This is a genomic window from Actinoplanes philippinensis, assembly GCF_900113015.1.
GTDB lineage: Bacteria > Actinomycetota > Actinomycetes > Mycobacteriales > Micromonosporaceae > Actinoplanes > Actinoplanes philippinensis.
This window is the reverse complement of sequence record NZ_FONV01000006.1, coordinates 41,433-60,145: the sequence shown is the minus strand read 5'-3', so window position 1 is coordinate 60,145 and position 18,713 is coordinate 41,433. Positions and strand designations below refer to the sequence as shown.

Here is an 18,713-nt window from a genome sequence, read left to right as displayed (position 1 = left end):
CGGGCGAAGCTCAGGGGCTGCGGCTCTGCCACTCGTCGTGAGCGCGTGCCCACTCGGCCAGTTGCTGGTTCCAGGCGAGGCGGGCGGTGCGGGCCGCGGGGTCTTCCAGGTCGCTGATCGCGGCGTAGACGTCCGGCCGGGCCTTCTCCAGCCAGGCCGTGAGCGGCTCGCCGGTGGTTGCGAAGACCACGTCCAGGCGGGCGCCGGCCGCGATCAGGGCGCGGATCACCGCGATGTCGCCCATGCCGTGAGCGGCGGCGACCAGCGGGGTCACCCCGGCCACGTCGGCGTGTTCGATGTCGAGGCCTTCGGCGAGCAGCCGTGCCAGCAGGGCGAGATCACGCAGGTGTGCCATGAAGTGGAGCAGGGTGCGGCTTCGATGGTCGCGTACGTGGGTGGAGACACCGGCGTCGAGCAGTGACACCACGCCTTCGGTGTCGCCGTGCAGGGCGAGCCGCATCAGTTCGCGGCGTTGGTCGCGCAGCCGCCGCGGCAGCCGGGCACGGCGGGCGGGCGGTGGCGGTGGCGGTGGCGGTGGGGGAGGGGCGTTCGACGGCGTGGCGGCGGCCGCCCAGGGATCCGGAAAGTCGGTGGCGTTCCGCCGCCGGCGGGGCCGTCCGGCGGGACCGTTCTCCATCGCGGTCTTGGCGGCGAAGCAACCACTGCGGCTGCCGCCGAACGCGACCAGCGCGGTCTCCCGCTGTTCCTCCTGCTCGCTGTGCGGGATCCGGACCCGCCCGTCCTGCCAGTGGACCTCGTGCCACTCGCCGCCGCAGCGCACCCGCACCGGGTCCGTCGCCGGCCGGCCGGGACGCGGTGGCCCGGCCGGAGGCCGCGTCGCGGACGGGAACAGCGCCGCGTGGATCAGCGGGTGCAGATGGTCCGGGTCCAGGAGCCCGAGCTGGATCAGCAGCACGTCCAGCGGCACGTCGAGACGATCGAGGTGGAGGTGTGCGTCGTACGGCGGATAGCAGTGAAAGCTCATGGCGAGCCGGCCCTGTCCGGCCGGGGTGAACAACAGGCTGGGCCGGCCCGGCGAGTCGACGCCGACCCGCCCAGGAGCGGCGTCGCGGACCGCACGGACGATCTCCGGCAGCCGGTACCAGTAGCCGAGAGCCAGGCGGGGATTGACTCGCACCTGCTGCTCCGGGATGTCGACTCCCTGTTCCGCCCACGCCTGCAGGAAGCTCTCGGTGTCGTGCAGGTCCCAGATGAGATGGTCGTGGGGTGCCGGTTCCAGGCCGTGCCAGGTCAGCAGCTCGCCGCAGTGGCGGACGTCCCACCGGTGGCGGGGCAGATCGCGGTCCACGGTCTGATACCAGGTGCAGGGCTGGTGGTTGAGGTTCCAGCGGGCGGCGATCCGCGGCTCGGCTGTCTCCAGCGGCTCGGCGGCGACGAGGAGGCGTAGTTGCTGACGGCCGTAACCGGTGCGGGGGCTGCCGACGGCGAGGACCAGGTCGTCGTCGTAGCGGGCGAGGACCGACAGGCGCCGGGGTGACAGGGCGGTGCTGCCGGTGCTCGGCAGGCGGGGCAGGTGCCAGCGCAGCAGGTCGGGGGCGAAGTGCCGGAGATCCTCCTCGATGCGGGCGGCGGCCGCCGTACCGAAGCGGCGGTTGATCTCGGAAAGATCGAGGTCGACGGCGACGTCGGCGGCGGAGCAGGCGCCCCGCCAATCGCCGGCGAGGCGGCGCTCGGTCGCCCTGTCGATCATCGGTGCGGGCACCGCGTAGCGGCGGGCGATGCGCCAGCCCCGTACGGCGGCCTCGGTGATGCTCACCGCAACAAACTATCCCCGGCGGCCACCGTCCGGCCGCACTGCCGCCGGTGAACGACCCCTTCCATGGGATGATCAACTCATGGGGGACACGATCGGCACGCACGACTGGGACACCTTCGAGCAGGGCCTGGCGCTGGGCATCGCCCGCGCCTGCGTCGAGGACGCGGCGATCCTCGCCTGGCACAGACTCGGCTTCGTGCAGGTCCATCACGGCGACGACTACCTCCACGTCGAGGTGAGCGACAACGACGACCTCCCACTGACGGCTCGGCAGCGTGAGACGCTGGCCGCCGCCGGCTGGAGCGGCCCCGGCCGCGGATTCGGCCCGATGTGGACCCAGGACCTGCACTGGCGGCCCTACCGCGACTTCTTCGACGCCGCCGCCCGGCTGATCACCGGCGTGCTGCGTGAGGTCATCGCGATCAAGTCGCCCGCCGATCTCGACGTCAGCGCGTTCAACGTTCTGGAGCACGACAACTTCGTGCTGCCGATCCTCGGCGACGAACACGAGCGCGGCGCGGCCGACGTCGCCCTGCGCCTGGCCGACATCCCGATGCACGAGGCGGTCGCCACCTTCCTGATCGCCCAGGACCATCCGACCGCCCGCACGGTCGCCGTGCCGGCCCGCGCCGCCGACCACCGCCCGACCGCCGACTACGCCGGCGAGTACTTCCTCGACCGGGTTCTGTACGTCGACGGCGACGACCCGCACATCCGCGTCTGGTCTCATGTCGGACCGACCGGCCGCACCGGCAGCCGGATCGTGCCGCCGCATCCCGAGCCGGCCGGGCCCTGGGTTCGCGCCTCGCAGGGCTCCGCCCACTACGTGCGGGACCTGCTGCAGCGCAACAAGACGATCGGGGCCGCGCTGGCTGCCGACCCCGACCTGCACGAACGCATGACCGCCCTGCTGCGCAGCGGCCGCCCGGACGTGGTGCGGGCCGACCGGGTCACCGTCGACGCCGAGGCCGCCATCACCGTCGGCCCCCTGCTGCTCGCGCCGGAAGTGCTCGACGTACCCACCCTGCAGTTGGCGCGGTCCAGCGACCTGCGCGAGCTGTAACCGTCCGGTCAGTCGACGGGAGCGACCCGGATCAGGTTGCCGTCGGGATCCGCGACGACGAAGGTGCGCCCGAATCCTTCGTCGCGCGGCTCGCTGACGACGCGAACCCCTTTGGCTGCCCACCGCTCGAACTGACGGTCGATCGGCGCCTCGGACCCGCCCGGCAACGCGAGACAGATCTCGCTGGTACGCGGCATCGCCGGTGTCAGACCGTCGATCCGCCCGCTCCAGAGCGAGAGACCCGCGCCGCCACCGAGATCGAAGGACACGTACCCGGGGGTTTCCAGGGTGGGTTCGATGTCGAGCAGATCCGCGTAGAAGCGGGCGGCCGCCGGGGCGTCGTTGACGTAGACGATGAACAGGATCGCGTGTGCGGAGTGAGCCATGCACCGGAGCCTGCCGGTCATACCTGACGGATTCCGTCGTGTTTGAAATTCTGATCCGATGAACGCGGATCGCTTCTTCGCGCTGCTGCTGGCGCTGCAGTCCCGGGAGACCACGACGACAGCGGACCTGGCGGCGTACCTGGGCGTGTCGGTCCGTACCGTCCTGCGGGATCTGCAATGGCTGCAGGAAGCCGGTTTCCCCCTGCTGATCCGGCGCGGTCGCTGGGGAGGGGTGACACTGCTGCCCGGCGGTTCGCTCGACACGTCACGGCTCACCGCCGAGGAGCGGGACCATCTCGCGCTCTACGGCCTCGACGACGTGCAGCGCGCGCAACTGGGCGCCGCAGCCGGAACCCGGCGGGCACGCCAGAAGATGCATTCGGCCCTACGCCCGCCGAACATCGACGTGCTGCCGCTGAGCGCGGTCGTCACCACCGACAACCGATCCTGGTACTCCCGGGACGCCGAGGGGCTGCCGCCGGTCGCGCTAGTGGGCGACCTGCGGCGCGGTGTGCGGCTGCGGATTCGCTACCGCCGGTCCGCGGAGAGCGAGCCCACCGACCTCGACGCCGGCCAGCTCACCCGAGCGAGACGCATCCTCGGCCGCCGGCTGACCATCCGCGGCCCCGCCGGAGCGCGGCAGGTGAGCATCACGGTCACCGGTCGCGACGTCGAGGACGTGCGCATGCTCCTGCCGTTCGGCAACGGCATCACCGTCACCGGCCCCGCCGAGGCCCGTGAGCACATCCGCCGGATCGCCGAGCAAATCCTTCAGGTGTACGCCTGCGCTGGTGCTCCGCTGGCCCGGTCTGCCTGCAAGATCTTGCAGTGCTCGCCCGAGATGGCGATGGTCACTTCAGAGCGTGACGAAGCACACGGGGAACACGTTTTCCAACTTTGAACACGTCTGGCCTGTATCGAATCGCTTCGGCCGGCCATTTCGAGGGTGTATGTGAACACGTAGAGCGATGACTTTGGTTGACTGATTCTGGAAGAACTTGCAGGGTCGTGGAGAGTGCCGTGGCAAGTGCGGCACCTTCACAGCGATCGGTGAGAAGGAAGCGATGCATCGCAACCCTGGGATCATTCCGAGCCGGCGCGCCCTGGCAGTCATCGCCGGCATCCTCCTCCTGAGCATGGCCGCCCGGCCGGCGCCGGCCGTGGCCGCCAGTGCCGAGCCGGGTCCCGTGCTGCACTTCGCCGCCGACGGCAGTGAGCGCGTCGACGGCGTCCTCGAAGCCGGCCGGCCCGTCCTGGTCGACTTCGACCTGGAGCGGCTCCCGAAGTGCCGCAGCCGGTACGCGGGCGGCGACGCCTGGAGCATCGGCGTGCACTATCGCGTCGACGGCGGGCCGATCAGCGTCCAGCAGGTCACGCGGCTCGACGAGAACCGGCACAACGTCAAGGCGCCCGCCCGCATCGACCTGCCGCTCGGCGCCCACGACCTGGAGCTCTGGTTTCACGCCGGCGACCGGGCCGGTTGCAGCGAGTACGACTCGCGGTACGGGGCCAACTACCACTACGCGATCGAGCAGCCCCCGGTCGTGACGTTCCGCGCCGACTGGTCGGAGACGGTCAGCGGGCCGATCCGTGCCGGGCGTGGCCTCGTCGTCCGTTACGACCCGGCTCGCCTGCCGCAGTGCCGGGAGACCTACGACGGCGTACCCGCCTGGCGCATCGATGTGTTCTCCCGCTTCGACGGCGGGCCGGCGCAGTCGCAGGCAGTGACCGGGCCCGACGGAGAGTCCGTCCCCACGATCGTCGACATCGCGCCGGGCACCGGCCGGGTGGAGCTGTGGTTCCGGGTGACCGGCCGGCACAGTGGATGTACGGCCTACGACTCCGACTTCGGCGCCAACTACCCGTACCCCGTCTCCTGATCTCCCGGCGCCGGGGTGGGCCGCAGCGTCGCCGCCCACCCCGGCCGCCGCGTCAGCGGAAGGCGAAGACCGGGGGCAGGATCAGGACGACGATCCACATCCATCCGGCGTAGACCGGGAGGTACGTGGTCTGCCAGCGCTCGATCACCGCGAACGGCTGCCGGCGCCGCACGAAACGCAGCAGCAGCCAGGCCGTCCAGATCAGGTTGACCAGCAGCACGATGTTCGCGCCGAGCGCTGTCATGTTGTTCGGCGTGCTGCCGTACTGGGCGATCCGGCCCGTCATCGTGAACAGCACCAGCGCGTCCATCACCAGGGCGGCGGCCACCAGCACCAGCTGCATGACGTCGAACCTGCCGGCCGGGGCCAGTGGGTCCCGGGCCGACATCGAGTACAGCAGCAGGCCCAGCACCAGCACCAGGAGCAGGTCGAAGATCACCAGGTTGCCCCGGTTGACGTCGATGCGCCGGCCGTTCCAGCCGATGGTGACCAGGAAGGACAGCAGGCCGATGGTGAACAGTGGCGTGAACAGCCGGGTCAGGACCGGTGCGATGTTCTCGATGACGCCCTGCTTGGCCTCGACCAGCCAGCCGGCGACCACCACCCCGGCGACCAGGCCGCACGGCAGCAGCCACTCGTCGACGATGTCGTCGATGTAGATGTCGATGGCGTTGAACGCCCCGACCGCGAAGGCGATCAGCACGCCGCCGCCCAGCCCGATGAGGGTGAGGTAGACGAACCACTCCCCGGTGAATCGGATGAAGTCCATCCGGCGCCGGGCCGATCGCAGACCATCGGAGACGTAGGCCACGCCGACGACGAACCACAGCGCGATCGGCAGGTGGCTCGCGATCACATCGATCGACTGCGATTCGGTGCGCACCGGGTAGAGGTTCGCCGCGGCGGCGCCGACCAGGAACAACGCGGCCACGACCGCGCACACCAGCCGGGTGGCGCGCCGCCGCCACAGCAGGAAACCGGCCAGCCAGGGCAGGGCGAACAGCGAGTAGTTGAGGCTGTAGAAGCCGTCCTCGTCGAAGTCGACGTCGTGCCCGAACAGCTCGGGAATCTTGATCGAGACGGCGGCGCCGATCGCGCAGACCAGCATGACGACCAGGTCGTGCCGGGACCGGCTCCGCGGCCCGGAGTCGCCGGTGAGGACCAGCTGCTTCCACAGCCGCTCGGAGTGCTCCCGGGCGAACTCGCGCGACAGCTCGTCGAGGCCACCCATCCGTTTCACGGCGACGAGGAACGCCTCGTCGCTGTGCAGGCCCAGAGCGGTGAGCTGGTCGACCGAGCCGCGCAGGTGGTCCTCGAGCTCGTCGGCGTCGCTCTCGCTCAACTCGGGGCGGCGGCGAACGTACTGCCGCCACTGCGCGAACTGTGCCTCCAGCTCGTCCGGATCGTTCGTCACGGTCATGCGGTGCCCTCTCGGGGGATCATCAGCGGGCTGAAGTCGCCGGCGCCGGGCCAGATCTGCTTGAGTGCCTCGACCACGGTCGCCCACTGGCGGCGTTGCTCGGCCAGTTCGGCGAGGCCCTGCTCGGTCAGCCGGTAGTACTTGCGCCGGCGTTCGCCGGTCGCCGCCCGCCAGTCCGACTCGACGTGGCCGAGCCGTTCGAGACGGTGCAGCAGGGGATAGAGGAAGCCCTCGGTCCAGTCCAGCTCGCCACCGGACACCTCGTTGATGCGCTGCAGGATGGCGTAGCCGTAGTTGTCGCCGTCCGCCAGAATGCCGAGCACGATCGGCGTGGCTGACGCGGCGACCAGATCTTTGGCGACCCGCATGGCGGTACCCGCCTCCGTTCATACCTAGAAGTGCAATGCATAGTAGATCTAGGTATAGACGGAGGCAACAACCGGGCCTGCCGCCTCGGGACCCGGTGATCCTGCCTCAGCGGTGAGCGCGGATGGGGCCCTACGCTGAACGGCGTGTTGAACATCGAGCTGAACGGCCGGGTGCCGTCGGACATCGCCGACATCCAGCGGCTGGCGACCGGCAACTACGGGCACTTCACCTCGATGCAGGTGCGTGACCGGGCGGTACGCGGTCTCGCACTGCACCTGGCCCGGCTGTCCGACGGCAACGAGGAGTTCTTCGACTACCGGATGGGCATCGACGACGAGCAGCGGCTGCTCGGCCTCATCCGGCACGCGCTCGGCAACGAGAGGGACGCCTCGGTGCGGGTCGGTTTCCTCCCACCGGTCACCGGCGAGGCGGCGCCGGACATCCTGGTCTCGGTGAACGATCCGGTCGACGACGCACCCACACGGCCACGTCACGTCCGGCTCGACCACTATCAGCGGGACTGGCCGGCGCAGAAGAGCACGGCGACGATGGGATCGACGTACGCCGCGCGCCGTGCTCGCCTGGCGGGTTACGACGACGCGCTCTTCGTCGGCGCGGGCAACCTGGTCAGCGAGGGCACGACGTGGAACGTGGCGTTCTTCGACGGCGACCGGGTGATCTGGCCGGAGGCGCCGATGCTCAAGGGCGTGACCATGGTGCTGCTGCAATTGGCGCTGAGCATGAACGGGACACCGTGGACCCTGCGCCCCGTCGACGCGATCGAGTTGCCGCTGCTGACCGGCGCGGCGGCCGTCAACTCGATCTGCCCCGCTCAGCCCCTGGCCGACATCGACGGCGTCCCGTTTCCCGCCACTGACAAGCTGGTGTCGCTGTTGCGGGAGGCGTGGGAGTCGGTTCCCTTCGACGACATCTGAGCATCTGGCCGGCCCCGGTCCTGGTCGAAGGGGCCGTTACCGTCGGATCGGGCACCGACCTCGTCGTGGTGTCGTTTCTGGTGGGGAAACTGATCGGACCCCACGACGAGGTCTTGGTGTCGGTGCGTCCTCTGACCGGGCGGGTTGCGTACCGGACGTCTGGCTGTGCGCTAGGCGAGGGGTTCGATGCGGATGTTGCGGTAGCGGACGTTGGCGCCCGCGTCGCCGTGGTCCTGCAGGCGGATGGGACCCGGGGTGGCGGCCTCGGCCGCGCCGCCGCCGGTGGGGCCGTCGATGGCGACGTTGTTGTGGACCGTGACGCCGTTCCAGACGACGGTCACGCGGGCGTTCTCGGTCTTGGCGCCCGCGCTGTTGTAACGGGCCGCCCGGAAGGTGATGTCGTAGGTCTGCCACGTCTCGGGCGCCCGGGCGGCGTTGCTGTCCGGCGCCTTCTTCTGGTAGATGCTTCCGGCCTCGTCGTTGGCGAGGGTGGTGTCGCCGTACGAGTCGAGGACCTGCAGTTCGTAACGGTCCTGCAGGTAGATGCCGCTGTTGCCGCGCTGCTGGCCGGTCACGTCGGACGGCAGGGTGGGTTCCCACCATTCGACGTGCAGCTTGAAGTCGGTGAAACTCTGCCGGGTACGGATGTCGCCGCCGAGGGCTTCCGCCGAGCCGCCGGACAGTGGCCACGTCGCCGCGGTGCCGTCGGTCTTCTGCCAGGAGTTGAGGTCGTCGCCGTCGAACAGGACGGCCGAGCCGGAGCCGGGGATCGTCCAGTGCTGGTTGGCGCCGCCCACGTACTCCCAGATGTGGATCTGGGTGCCGTCGGCGGAGCTGGCGGTGGCGGCGTCGAGGACCTTGCCGGACTGCGGGTTCAGGATCGAGCCGTTGGGTTGCGGCTGCCACACCTGGGCCGCGGAGCCGTTGCAGGTCCACAGCTGCACCTTGGTGCCGTTGGTGGTGCCGCCGTTGTCGATGTCCAGGCACTTGCCGAGGGCACGGAAGGTGCTGCCGACCCGGCTCCAGCTCTGGGCGCTGCTGTTGTTGCACGTCCAGAGCTGGATCTTGGTGCCGTCGGCGGTTCCGGCGTTGTCGACGTCCACGCACTTGCCGGCGATGCCGACGATCGGGCCACCGCTGCCGCCGATGGTGATGGCGTCGAGGTTGACGTTGCCGTCGTCGCCGGTGTCGTACCGGTAAGCGATGGTGTTGGCGCCGGCGTTGAGCGGGATGCTCTCGGACTTGGTGGCCCAGTTCGCCCAGGCGCCGGTGTCGGCGAGGCTGGTCTGTCCGATCTTGACGCCGTTGGCGTACACACTGATCTTCTTCGTGCCGGTGAAGGGGTTGGGGCCGTTGGCGTAGCGCAGCGCCACGTCGTAGGCGCCGGCCGAGGCGACGTTGACGGTGAACGTGGTGGTCGCGCCGGCGGTGCCGTAACCGGCCACGAACCCGGAGCCGGTGTATCCGGCGTGCTCGCTGGCCACGCCCGCGGTGCCGGAGAGGCCCGCGTGCTCCGCCTGGTACGTGGTCGCGATCGGCGGCCGGCCGCTGGTCAGCGAGTTGAGGGTGTACCATGCCTCGGTGCTCCAGAGCGACTCGCCGGTGTCGGCGGAGAAGGGGCGCGGCGATCGTACGTACACCACGTGCCCCGCCTGGAGACCGTCGATGGCGAGCGTGACCTTCTTGCGGTCGGACGACAGGGTGGCCGCCGTGACGTTGAGCGTCTGCTCGTCGACCTTCGGCCCGCCGTAGGTGGCGGTGGGCTGGTAACGCCACTGCTTGACGGTGTAGCGGGTGGCCAGCGCGTTGGCCGTCTCGGTGGACAGCGGTTTGGTGTATTCGAGTTCGAAGCCGCCGTTCTTCGCGCGCATGGCGAGGATGTCGAAGGTGCTCTTGCCGTTGGGGCTGAGCTTCTGCAGGCCGTACGTCAGCTTGCCGGTCTGTCCCCAGTTGCCGCCCGCGCCGAGCCCGCCGGCGTAGATCGCCCCGTCGGGTCCCAAGCTGAGTTCCGCGATGCCCGCTTCGAGGCCCTGGGTGAGCCGGAACAGCGCGCCCTGGTACTCGCCGTTGACCTTCTCCAGGTAAGCGCGCTGGATGCCGCCGTAGGTGACGTCGCCGATCAGCATCTGCCCCGCGAAGACGCCGTCCTTGACGAGCACCGGTGTGCTGGGGGAGTTGGCGATCTCGTTCTGCGGCATCCACAGCACCGGCGCGGTCACCGGTTTGGCGTCGAACGGGCCGGGCGGGGTCGTGTAGTGGTTGAAGAACCGGTCCTGCTTGATGTGCAGCAGTTTCGACGAGGGCAGCCAGCCGCCCTGGTTGTCGGTGACGAACAGGCCGTTCTCCGGGCCCCAGCCGATGCCGTGCGGGGTGCGCAGGCCGCCGGCGACGTACGAGACCGCGCCGGTGTCCTTGTTGACCTTGATGGTGGTGCCGCGGTTGGCGGCGGGCTGCGGGTTGGTGGTGTTGCCGCCCAGGTTGATCGACACCGACAGGTTGAGGTAGAAGTTCGGGGCGTCGTAGAGCAGGCCGAACGCGAACTCGTGGAAGTTGCCGCCGTACGGCCAGGTCGCGACCGTCTGGTATTGATCGGTCACCCCGTCGCCGGTGGTGTCGACGAGCCGGGTCAGCCGGGCCTTCTCGGACACGTAGATCACGCCGTCGACGATCTTGAGGCCCATCGGCTCCTTGAGCCCGCCCGCGACCTTCTTGGTCGTCACGGTGCCGGGGCCGGTGCTGCCGGTCGCGTTGCCGAGGATGTAGACCTCGCCCGCCGACGACGTGCCCGAGTCGTCCGAGCCGCCCCAGGTCAGCACGGCGAGCCGGCCGTCGGGGAACCAGTCCATGCCGGTGACCTTGGGCTGGAAGGAGCCGGGCCGCAGGTTGGTCAGGTCGTAGCTGGGGTGCACCCCGGTCAGCGGCAGGCCGTCACCGGGGCTGTCGCCGACGGCCTCGCACTCCTTGCGGCCGGGCGCGGTCACCCGGACGACGCCGGCGTCGGTGCTCAGCGCCGAGTTCGGCACCACGGTGAAGGCGCCGGCGCCCGGCGTCCGCCACTCCAGGGTGAGCGTCTGGCCGCCGTCGCGTTCGAAGTAGTCGATGCGCAGCGGGTGGATGCCGGCGGCCAGGGTGATCGTGCCCTCCTTGGCCGTCGCGCCGTGCAGGCCGTCGTGGTTGATCACCAGGTTGTCGGCGACGGTCAGGCGGGAGCCGTCGTCGCTGGTCAGCCGGAAGGTGTAGGCGCCGGCGGCCGGGACCGTCACGTTGCCGAGCACCTGGGCGACGAAGCGGTCCTCGATGCCGAAGTCGCCGCCGGTCCAGGCGACCGTCGGCATCAGCTTGTCGATGTTCGGGGTCTGGGCGGGCTTCAGGGTGCAGAGCTTGTCCAGGGCGGTCTGCACGTCGAAGACCCGCAGTGTCACGCCCGGTTCCTGCGGGGGTGGCGCGGCGTGGGCGGGTGGGCCGGTGAGCACGCCGGTCGCCGTGGTCAGGCCGAAGGTCAGGACCAAAGAGAGGATCTTCCGGTACGGCCGTACGGGCATCCGTACTCCTCAGGGGATGGAGGTGTGGTGCGCGTCACCGTAGGACTCGTTTCGCTTGCCGGTCCAGATGTTCAATGTGTCCGGACGGAACTTTCATCGCCCCCTGCGAAAGTAGGGCTTCCGCCCCGACTTCCATGATCCGAACGCTTGACAAGACATCGAAAAGTGTCGACTGTGAACGTTCTTTCCAGAAGCCGGGGCGGCAACCTCAGGCCGGAGGCCGGTAGAGGCCCTCGACCGCGTTGATCAAGCCGGCGCCGATGGCGCGCCACGACGGGTCGGCGGCGCGGGCGAAGGGCACTGTCAGAACAGGTCGGTGGCGTAGCGGCCGGCGGCGGTGAGGTCGTCGAGCCAGCGGGCCGGTCCGATGTCGCGCAGCGTGCTCTCGACGGCCGGGCCCATGCCGCGGACGTCGCCGCAGACGTAGAGGTGCGCGCCGCGGCCGGCCAGTTCGAGCACGAGGCGAGCCTGCTGCCGGAGCCGGTGATGGACGTGGCGGATGTCGCCGTCGGGCTGCCGGGAGTACGCGCGATACACCGTCAGGCGGCCCGCCGCGACGTACCGGGCGAACTCGTCGGCGTAGAGGTCGTCGGTGTCGGGGTGCCGGCATCCGAAGAACAGCACCGTCTCACCGGGAGACTCGGCGGCCATGCGGGCGTGGATGAACGCGCGGAACGGGGCGATGCCCGAGCCGGCGGCGACCATGACGACCGGGACGGAGGTGTCGGCGGGTGGCCGGAAGGTCTCCGAGGGCGACGCCAGGGCGACGGTGAGCCGGTCACCGGGCAGGACGTGCCGCAGATAGGTGGATGCGGCGCCGTGGTGGACGACCGAGACGGTGAGCGCGGCCTCGGGCTGGACCTCGGCGGCCGAGCTGATCGAGTACTGGCGCATCCGCGGCTCCGGCAGCGTCTCCAGCACCCACGCCAGATCGACCTGGCAGGAGGCGAACATCTCCAGCAGGTCCAGCAGCGACAGCCGCCTGCCGTCACCGGCCGGGCGTTCCCGGTCCGCACCGGCCAGGCGTTCCAGCTCCGCGCGTTCCGGCGGGCACGTGGTGGTCCGCGCCAGCCGGCCGATCACACCGGCGGTGGCCGGCGCGGACAGGTCGACGTACCGGGTGAGCAGGTCGTCGATCCTGGTCGGCGTGCCGGTGGGGATGCGTCCGGCCGGGGTGTCGGACTCGATCGTGACAAGGTGGCCGGCGGTCAGGCCCAGGCGGGTGATCATGCGGGTGACCAGGCTCGGATGGTTCTGCGGCAGCACCGACAGGTAGTCGCCGGTGCGGTAGCTCCAGCCGTCGGGCAGGCGCAGCTCCAGGTGGCGTTTCGAGCCGGCCGACGATCCCCTGACCAGTTCGCGGTTCTCCAGGACGACGGCGGTTGCGGCGGGCGTGCCGGCGGCGGAGATGCCGACGCGATACCGGGGGCCGCCGGCTTCCACGAGCGGCAGGTCGTAGGTCGCGGCGAGGTCTGCCCAGAGGTTCTGATACCAGCGCTCGAACTCGCCGAAGAAGTCGGTGCGGGCGTCGACGGCGCCGCGCTCGCGCAACCGCCGGGCGCCCGCGTCGTGCATGGCCTCGTCGAGGATCGTCGGGATGCGCTGGTAGGTGGTGGGCCAGTCCAGGCTTCCGCAGCCCAGTACGAGGTAGCCGACCCCGGTCAGGTCGGGCCGGTCGTGGGTGAGCCAGTCGGTGAAGCGTTTCGCGTTGTCCGGGGGAGTGCCGTTGTAGGAGGAGCTGACGATGATCACGGGGCCGGTGGTCGGCAGCGTGTGCGCGTGCTCGTCGAGCGGGGCCGTCCTGGTGGTCCAGCCGCGGGTCCTGCCGTCGGCGGCGATGGTCCGGGCGAGGCTTTCGCTGCTGCCGCCGTTGGAGCCGTAGAGCACCAGCAGCGGGGTGCCGTGGGTGTCGCCGCCGGGCGGAGCCGTTGCCGCACCGGGCGCCGTCGCCGGTTGCAGGGTGGCGGCGGGGCGCCGGGCCGCCGTACGGATGATCAGGCCCTTGGGTTTGAGGGTGAGGGTTTCGCTGACGGTCATGCGGTAGCCGGGGTCGGCCAGGGCGAGGTCGAAGCGTTGCAGCATCATGGCCAGCACCAGGGTGGCCTCCTGCAGGGCGAAGGGCCGGCCGATGCAGGCGCGGGCGCCGTGCCCGAACGGCATCCAGGCGTACTCCGGGATCTCACCCATCCGGTCCGGCGCGAACCGGTCCGGGTCGAACCTGTCCGGTTCGGTCCACACCGCCGGGTCGCGGTGCAGCACCGGCAGCATCACCAGGACGTGCTCACCGGCCTCGACCGGGTAGCCGCCGAGGGTCGTCGCCTCGTCCGGGGTGAGCGCGAAGCCGGGCGCGGTCGGATAGAGACGCAGCGTCTCGCGCAGGATCTGCCCGAGAAAACCCAACTGCGCAAGATCTTCGAACGCGGGGGTACGGTCCCCGAGCACCGCGTCGACCCGGTGCCGGGCGCGGGTCATCACCTCGGGATGGGCCAGCAGCAGGTGGGTGGCGAAGGACAGCAGCCCCGACGTGGTCTCGTGTCCGGCGATGAGGAACGTCGCCAGCTGGTAGCGGATGTTCTCCTCGGACAGGCGTTCACCGGTGAGCGGGTCGGCCGCGGTGAGCATGCGTTCGAGCAGGTCGCCGGGCCGTTGTGCGGGCGGCTTGGCGATGCGTGCGGTGACGATGTCGTCGGCGAGGCGGTGCATCAGCGCGATGTCCTCCCGGTACTGCCGGTTGGCGCCGACCAGGAACGGCTGGACGCCGGGCAGCCGGTCGCCGCGGGCGCCCGCTTCGACCAGGGCGCGGACCATCGCGCCGACGAACGGGTGGTGCCGTTCCGCGTAGAACGAGTTGAAGCGGGTGTCGAAGGCGCACAGCGCGATGGTGTCCAGTGTCAGCCGGGTCATGTCGTCGGCCACGTCGATGTCGTGGCCGGGGCCGAACCGTTCCCAGCGCAGCATCATCTGTTCCGCGATGTCGAGCATCTGCGGGAAGTAGTCCTTGATCGCCGCGGTGCCGAACGCCGGCATCAGCAGCCGGTGTGCCCGGCCCCAGTTCGGCTCGTCGTTGTAGGCCGTGAACAGTCCGTCGCCGCCGAGGTCGCGTAGCTGCTCGAGGGGGTCGTGGACGGCCTTGGACCAGCGCGGGTCGGTGCACATCTCGGTCACGAGCGCGTGGTGGGAGGCGAAGATCATGCGTTTGCCGCCGACGTCGAGGGCGAAGACCCCGCCGTACCTCGCGTGGTAGGCCTCGGCGAAGTCGGCGCTGGTCTCGTGCGCCGCGCCGATCAGCTCGAACAGGTTGCCGACGATCGGCAGCGGTGTCGGGCCGGGGATGCCGGGCTTGCTCATGGGATCTCCTTCTCGGTGGTCGGTGGTCGGTGGCCGGTGGTCAGTGGTCGGCGGACGGAGCCGGCCGGTGATGGCGGAGGACGAGGGCCGCGGCGAGGCCGGCGACGCCGACGACGGCCGCGCCGGTCAGGAAGGTGCGTGACATCGCGTCGACGAACGCGTCGTTGGCGATCGCGCGAAACGGGCCGGCGAGGCGGCTCGCGGCTCCGACGGTCTGGGAGGCCGTGGTGGCGACGTCGGCCGGTGTTCCCGCGGGCAGGCCGGCCAGCACGTTGCTCGCGTAGAGACGGGCGCCGACGGTGCCCAGGATCGCGGTGCCCATCACCGCGCCCAGGTGGTAGGCGGTCTCGCTGATGCCGGCCGCGGCGCCCGCCTTGTCGACCGGGGCGGTGCCGAGGATGACGTCGTTGGTCAGCGTGTCGGACAGTCCCGCGCCGGCGCCGAGCAGCGCCCCGGCAACGAAGGTGAGGATCATGGCTGCATTGACGCCGAGGAGGCTGAGCAGCAGGTACCCGACGGCTGCGGCGGTCAGGCCGAGGCCGATGACGACTCCCGTCGGCAGGCGGCGGGCGATCCGCGGGGCGAGCAGAGCCCCGATGACGGCGCCGGCGGCGATGGGGATCGACCACAGGCCGGCTTCGAACGGGGTCCGGCCGAGCACGGTCTGCACGTACTGCGGGTAGAAGTAGAGCACTCCGGTCAGGGCGAACACACCGGCGATGTTGGACAGCACGGCTGTCGTGAACGGCAGCGACCGGAACAGGGCCACGTCGATCAGTGGTGTGGCCAGCCGTCGCTGGCGGACCGTGAAGACCACGGCGACGGCGGCGCCGGCGAGCAGGAGCACGACGGTGCCGCTCTTGAACCCGAAGACCGTCACCAGGACGGCGGTGATGAGCAGCAGCACCGAGGGGACGTCGAACCGGCCCGGCGCCGGGTCCCTGGCCTCCGGCAGCACCAGTGGTCCGAGGATCAGCAACAACGCCATGATCGGTACGTTGATGAGGAAGACCGAGCCCCACCAGAAGTGCTCCAGCAGCAGCCCGCCGATCACCGGTCCCAGCCCCGCACCGCCGGCGTAGGCCGCCATCCACACCGCCAGTGCTCGCCGCCGTGGTGCCGGGCGCCGGAAGATCGTGCGGATCAGCGACAGGGTCGACGGCATCAGGGTGGCGCCGCCGATGCCCAGCAGTGCCCGGGCGGCGATCAGGACCTCGGCGGTCGGTGCGAAGGCGGCCAGGATCGAGGCCGCCCCGAACGCCGCCCCGCCGATCAGCAGCAGCCGGCGCCGGCCGATCCGGTCGCCCAGGGAGCCCATCGGGATCAGCAGGCCGGCCAGGAACACCCCGTAGATGTCGATGATCCAGAGCAGTTGGGTGCCGGTCGGCGTCAGGTCGCCGCTCAGATGGGGCAGGGCCATCGACAGCACGGTGAGGTCGACGCTGAGCAGCAGTACCGGGAGGGTCAGCGCGGCCAGCGCCCATCGTTGACGTGCAACGGGGTGGTTGAGCATGGGCGAACGCTAACTTGGCCACAGGACTTGGTCAAGTGACCAAGTCCTGTGGCCAATGTTAGGATCCCTTCCCATGGGAGACAGCACGGGCGTGAAAGCCGCCCGCCGCAACATCAGCGCGGACGAGCGCCGCCGCCAACTGGTCGCGGCAGCGCTGCGGGTGATGAAACGCGACGGCATCGCGGCGGCCACCACCCGGGCGATCTGCGCCGAGGCCGGCATGCCGCACGGCGCGTTCCACTACTGCTTCCACACCAAGAAAGACCTGTATGCGGCCGTGCTGGCCAGCGACCGGGAGATCGACCTCGACGACGCCTGGCCCGAGATCCGGCCCGACGCGAGCCCCGAGGAGAACGTCCGCACGTTGCTGTCCGCGTACTGGTCGCAGGTCGAAGCCGACCCGGGCGCCCAACTGGTGCTCTACGAGCTCGGCACGGTCGCGCTGCGCGATCCGGAGCTGCAGGACCTTCCCCAGATCGAGCACCGGGAGTCGGTGGAGAAGGCGACCGGCTACATCAGCCGTCTCGCCAAGGAGGCGGGCCTCACCTACCTGCGCGAGGAGGGAGTCCTCGCCGACCTGCTCCTGGCCACCCTCAACGGGGTGACCTGGTCGTGGCTCTCCCACCGCGACGACGCCCGTGCCCGTGCGAGCCTGGACCAGTTCGCGGGCCTCCTCGCCACCCTCGTCCGTGCCTGAGATCGTCGAGAACGACGAGGAAGCCCAGGCCGGGTGGGCGCCGCCGCCGGCCTATGCTCGGATCCGTGATCGGAGCCGGCGTCGTCGCGGATCTCAACACTCTCGTCGACTTCTGCGCTCAGCGTGATGTCGGCGCGCTGACCCGCGACGCCGTCGGTGGCGACCTGGACGTCGCCATCCTCTTCGGCGGCAGCATCCTGGCGGGCGGTGACCTGTTCGCCCGGGCCGTCGCCGACGATCTCGCCGCCTGCTTCCTGATCGTCGGCGGTCAGGGCCACTCCACCGATGTCCTGCGCACCGCGATGCGGCGCCGGATGGGGTGGCACGACGTCGCGGACCTGACCGAGGCCGCCCTCTTCGATCGTTACCTGCGGGAGAGGTACGGCGTTCACGCCACCTTCCTGGAGCAGGAGTCGACGAACTGCGGCAACAACGTCCGTAACGCTCTGGCGCTGCTCGCCGCGAAGGGCGTCCCCCACCGGCGGATCCTGCTGATCCAGGACGCCTCGATGCAGCGGCGCATGGACGCCGGCTTCCGGTTGTCCGCCCCGGCCGCGCGGATCGTGAACTTCGCCGCTCACCGCACGCCCGTCGACCTGATCGACGGCAGGCTCGGCTTCCGGTCACCGCCGGAGGGCATGTGGCCGCTGGACCGGTATGTCTCCCTGCTGATGGGGGAGATCCCTCGCCTCACCGATGACCCCGGCGGCTACGGGCCGGCCGGGCGCGGTTTCATCGCCCACGTGCCGGTGCCGGCCGCGGTCCGGCGAGCGTGGGCGTCGCTGCGCGAGGCGGGCGTGGGAGCGCCCCGCCCCGCCGATCAGCGGTGGGCGGACGCCGAGGGCCGCACATGACGCAGATGGCCGGCACGTCGTCGGTGAGCAGCCGGTCGGCGGCGGAGTCGTCGGTCACGTCATGTCAGGGCAGGGCGCCGAGCCCGGCCAGCAGCTCGATCCTCTCCTCATCATCGAGGACCTGGTAGAGCGGCTCGTCACGACGGTCGGTCTCGGCCTCGACGGCCCGCCGCTGTGGGCCCTCGGGCAGTGCCCGGAGCTGCTCCAGCGTCAAACCCGCGCCCTGCCAGGCGGCGCGATGGGCATCCCCGCGATGGTGCCGCAGCGCGCCCAGCCGGCTCGTCAGGCGCACGGCCGCGGACGCGCCCTCCGGCTCGGACACCGGAGCCATCGCAGTGAAAGCCGGGCCACCGGTGGCGTGCCCGGCCTCCAGCAGGCGCCCCACCAGGTCGACGAGGCGAGGCAACGCGGCCGGTCCGGGGAGCATGGCGTCCAGCGGAGGTCCGGGAGTCCATCGCTCGGCAGCGGCTTCGCCGATCGCCAGTTGCACGCCCAGAGCGATGTCGCGCCCGCGGTCGGTGAGCCGCCACGTGCCGGCGGAGTCGACCACCGCGATGCCCTGCTCCAACTCGGCGGACATGTCCCCGCCCAGATAGGTGGTCGCCGCCGCGAAGGCCTCCGCCGTCATCGGCCGGGCCAGCAGACCGAAGTAGAAGCTGCTCTCGAAGCCGGGCCGCAGCCCGTGGCGGGCATAGACGGCGAGCACACGATCCCGGCCGGCGGCCCGGGCCCCGACATAGACCCGGTCGATGACCGGTCTGATTCTCCCCGCGAAGCTCATGTCCACAGAGGTTAGTCGTGGCCGTCTCGCGGGGGCAGCCGCCGCCCTCCGAGGACCGGGCGCCCGCCGGCCAGGGCGTCGAGGCCGTCCGCCCGATCAGCGACGCCATCCGGGTCCGGGTCTCCGAACGAGGCGTGACCGGTTGAGG

15 protein-coding genes are annotated in these 18,713 nt (G+C 70.6%); 7 read left to right on the top strand and 8 right to left on the bottom strand.

Translation table 11 applies throughout. From position 1 onward, the window contains the following. Positions 1-10: 10 nt before the first annotated feature. Positions 11-1,777: an ankyrin repeat domain-containing protein gene (locus BM290_RS16460; protein ID WP_093614884.1), complete on the bottom strand. Its 1,767-nt coding sequence runs from the start codon at positions 1,775-1,777 to the stop codon at positions 11-13. A 79-nt stretch (positions 1,778-1,856) separates the two neighbouring features. Between BM290_RS16460 and BM290_RS16455 the strand changes: the two genes are divergently transcribed. Beyond that, the gene (locus tag BM290_RS16455) at positions 1,857-2,840 is read left to right on the top strand and encodes a TY-Chap domain-containing protein (protein ID WP_093614882.1); all 984 of its coding nucleotides are present in this window, start codon (positions 1,857-1,859) and stop codon (positions 2,838-2,840) included. A gap of 8 nt (positions 2,841-2,848) precedes the next feature. Here BM290_RS16455 and BM290_RS16450 read toward each other — a convergent pair whose 3' ends face one another. Beyond that, positions 2,849-3,226 carry a VOC family protein gene (locus tag BM290_RS16450; protein WP_093615704.1) on the bottom strand — a complete coding sequence of 126 codons (378 nt, stop codon included), beginning with the start codon at positions 3,224-3,226 and terminating at the stop codon, positions 2,849-2,851. Between the two features lie 58 nt (positions 3,227-3,284). On the opposite strand from BM290_RS16450, the gene BM290_RS16445 reads away from it, so the two are divergent. Together BM290_RS16445 and BM290_RS16440 are read left to right on the top strand one after the other, a co-directional pair. Next, on the top strand, positions 3,285-4,127 hold the full coding sequence (locus tag BM290_RS16445; RefSeq protein ID WP_093614880.1) for a helix-turn-helix transcriptional regulator: 843 nt from the start codon (positions 3,285-3,287) through the stop codon (positions 4,125-4,127). Positions 4,128-4,290: 163 nt separating this feature from the next. Then, the gene (locus BM290_RS16440) at positions 4,291-5,106 is read left to right on the top strand and encodes a DUF6209 family protein (RefSeq protein WP_093614878.1); all 816 of its coding nucleotides are present in this window, start codon (positions 4,291-4,293) and stop codon (positions 5,104-5,106) included. A 52-nt stretch (positions 5,107-5,158) separates the two neighbouring features. On the opposite strand, the gene BM290_RS16435 is transcribed toward BM290_RS16440, so the two are convergent. Both BM290_RS16435 and BM290_RS16430 read right to left on the bottom strand, forming a co-directional pair. Next, positions 5,159-6,526, bottom strand: a complete 1,368-nt coding sequence (locus tag BM290_RS16435) for a permease prefix domain 1-containing protein (protein WP_093614876.1) — start codon at positions 6,524-6,526, stop codon at positions 5,159-5,161. Continuing rightward, entirely contained in the window at positions 6,523-6,894 is a 372-nt protein-coding gene (locus BM290_RS16430) for a PadR family transcriptional regulator (protein ID WP_093614874.1), read from the bottom strand. The genes BM290_RS16435 and BM290_RS16430 overlap by 4 nt, the downstream gene beginning before the upstream one ends. Before the next feature lie 144 nt (positions 6,895-7,038). Between BM290_RS16430 and BM290_RS16425 the strand changes: the two genes are divergently transcribed. Further along, entirely contained in the window at positions 7,039-7,830 is a 792-nt protein-coding gene (locus tag BM290_RS16425) for an aminotransferase class IV (protein WP_177319745.1), read from the top strand. Between the two features lie 170 nt (positions 7,831-8,000). Here the strand turns inward: BM290_RS16425 and BM290_RS16420 are convergent, their stop codons facing one another. The 3 genes from BM290_RS16420 to BM290_RS16410 all read right to left on the bottom strand — a co-directional run bounded on the left by BM290_RS16420 (position 8,001) and on the right by BM290_RS16410 (position 16,233). Then, the gene (locus BM290_RS16420; protein ID WP_093614870.1) at positions 8,001-11,372 is read right to left on the bottom strand and encodes a 3-keto-alpha-glucoside-1,2-lyase-like domain-containing protein; all 3,372 of its coding nucleotides are present in this window, start codon (positions 11,370-11,372) and stop codon (positions 8,001-8,003) included. A 303-nt stretch (positions 11,373-11,675) separates the two neighbouring features. Beyond that, positions 11,676-14,720: a bifunctional cytochrome P450/NADPH--P450 reductase gene (locus BM290_RS16415; RefSeq protein WP_093614868.1), complete on the bottom strand. Its 3,045-nt coding sequence runs from the start codon at positions 14,718-14,720 to the stop codon at positions 11,676-11,678. A 40-nt stretch (positions 14,721-14,760) separates the two neighbouring features. Continuing rightward, a complete protein-coding gene (locus BM290_RS16410; RefSeq protein WP_093614866.1) occupies positions 14,761-16,233 on the bottom strand; it encodes an MFS transporter in 1,473 nt (490 codons plus the stop codon). Positions 16,234-16,306: 73 nt separating this feature from the next. Here BM290_RS16410 and BM290_RS16405 point away from each other — a divergent pair, with 73 nt between their 5' ends. Both BM290_RS16405 and BM290_RS16400 read left to right on the top strand, forming a co-directional pair. After that, positions 16,307-16,930 carry a TetR/AcrR family transcriptional regulator gene (locus tag BM290_RS16405; RefSeq protein ID WP_177319744.1) on the top strand — a complete coding sequence of 208 codons (624 nt, stop codon included), beginning with the start codon at positions 16,307-16,309 and terminating at the stop codon, positions 16,928-16,930. Between the two features lie 65 nt (positions 16,931-16,995). Further along, positions 16,996-17,784 carry an ElyC/SanA/YdcF family protein gene (locus BM290_RS16400; RefSeq protein WP_239143437.1) on the top strand — a complete coding sequence of 263 codons (789 nt, stop codon included), beginning with the start codon at positions 16,996-16,998 and terminating at the stop codon, positions 17,782-17,784. A 64-nt stretch (positions 17,785-17,848) separates the two neighbouring features. On the opposite strand, the gene BM290_RS16395 is transcribed toward BM290_RS16400, so the two are convergent. Beyond that, on the bottom strand, positions 17,849-18,565 hold the full coding sequence (locus BM290_RS16395; protein WP_093614860.1) for a hypothetical protein: 717 nt from the start codon (positions 18,563-18,565) through the stop codon (positions 17,849-17,851). A 17-nt stretch (positions 18,566-18,582) separates the two neighbouring features. Between BM290_RS16395 and BM290_RS50660 the strand changes: the two genes are divergently transcribed. Further along, entirely contained in the window at positions 18,583-18,711 is a 129-nt protein-coding gene (locus BM290_RS50660) for a hypothetical protein (protein ID WP_275413202.1), read from the top strand. Positions 18,712-18,713: the final 2 nt, after the last annotated feature.

Coding starts and splice junctions, on each gene's coding strand:
- BM290_RS16450 (WP_093615704.1), bottom strand. CDS start 3,226: ATGGCTCACTCCGCACACGCGATCCTGTTCATCGTCTACGTCAACGAC.
- BM290_RS16445 (WP_093614880.1), top strand. CDS start 3,285: ATGAACGCGGATCGCTTCTTCGCGCTGCTGCTGGCGCTGCAGTCCCGG.
- BM290_RS16395 (WP_093614860.1), bottom strand. CDS start 18,565: ATGAGCTTCGCGGGGAGAATCAGACCGGTCATCGACCGGGTCTATGTC.
- BM290_RS16420 (WP_093614870.1), bottom strand. CDS start 11,372: ATGCCCGTACGGCCGTACCGGAAGATCCTCTCTTTGGTCCTGACCTTC.
- BM290_RS16415 (WP_093614868.1), bottom strand. CDS start 14,720: ATGAGCAAGCCCGGCATCCCCGGCCCGACACCGCTGCCGATCGTCGGC.
- BM290_RS16430 (WP_093614874.1), bottom strand. CDS start 6,894: ATGCGGGTCGCCAAAGATCTGGTCGCCGCGTCAGCCACGCCGATCGTG.
- BM290_RS16455 (WP_093614882.1), top strand. CDS start 1,857: ATGGGGGACACGATCGGCACGCACGACTGGGACACCTTCGAGCAGGGC.
- BM290_RS16440 (WP_093614878.1), top strand. CDS start 4,291: ATGCATCGCAACCCTGGGATCATTCCGAGCCGGCGCGCCCTGGCAGTC.
- BM290_RS16410 (WP_093614866.1), bottom strand. CDS start 16,233: ATGCTCAACCACCCCGTTGCACGTCAACGATGGGCGCTGGCCGCGCTG.
- BM290_RS16405 (WP_177319744.1), top strand. CDS start 16,307: ATGGGAGACAGCACGGGCGTGAAAGCCGCCCGCCGCAACATCAGCGCG.
- BM290_RS16435 (WP_093614876.1), bottom strand. CDS start 6,526: ATGACCGTGACGAACGATCCGGACGAGCTGGAGGCACAGTTCGCGCAG.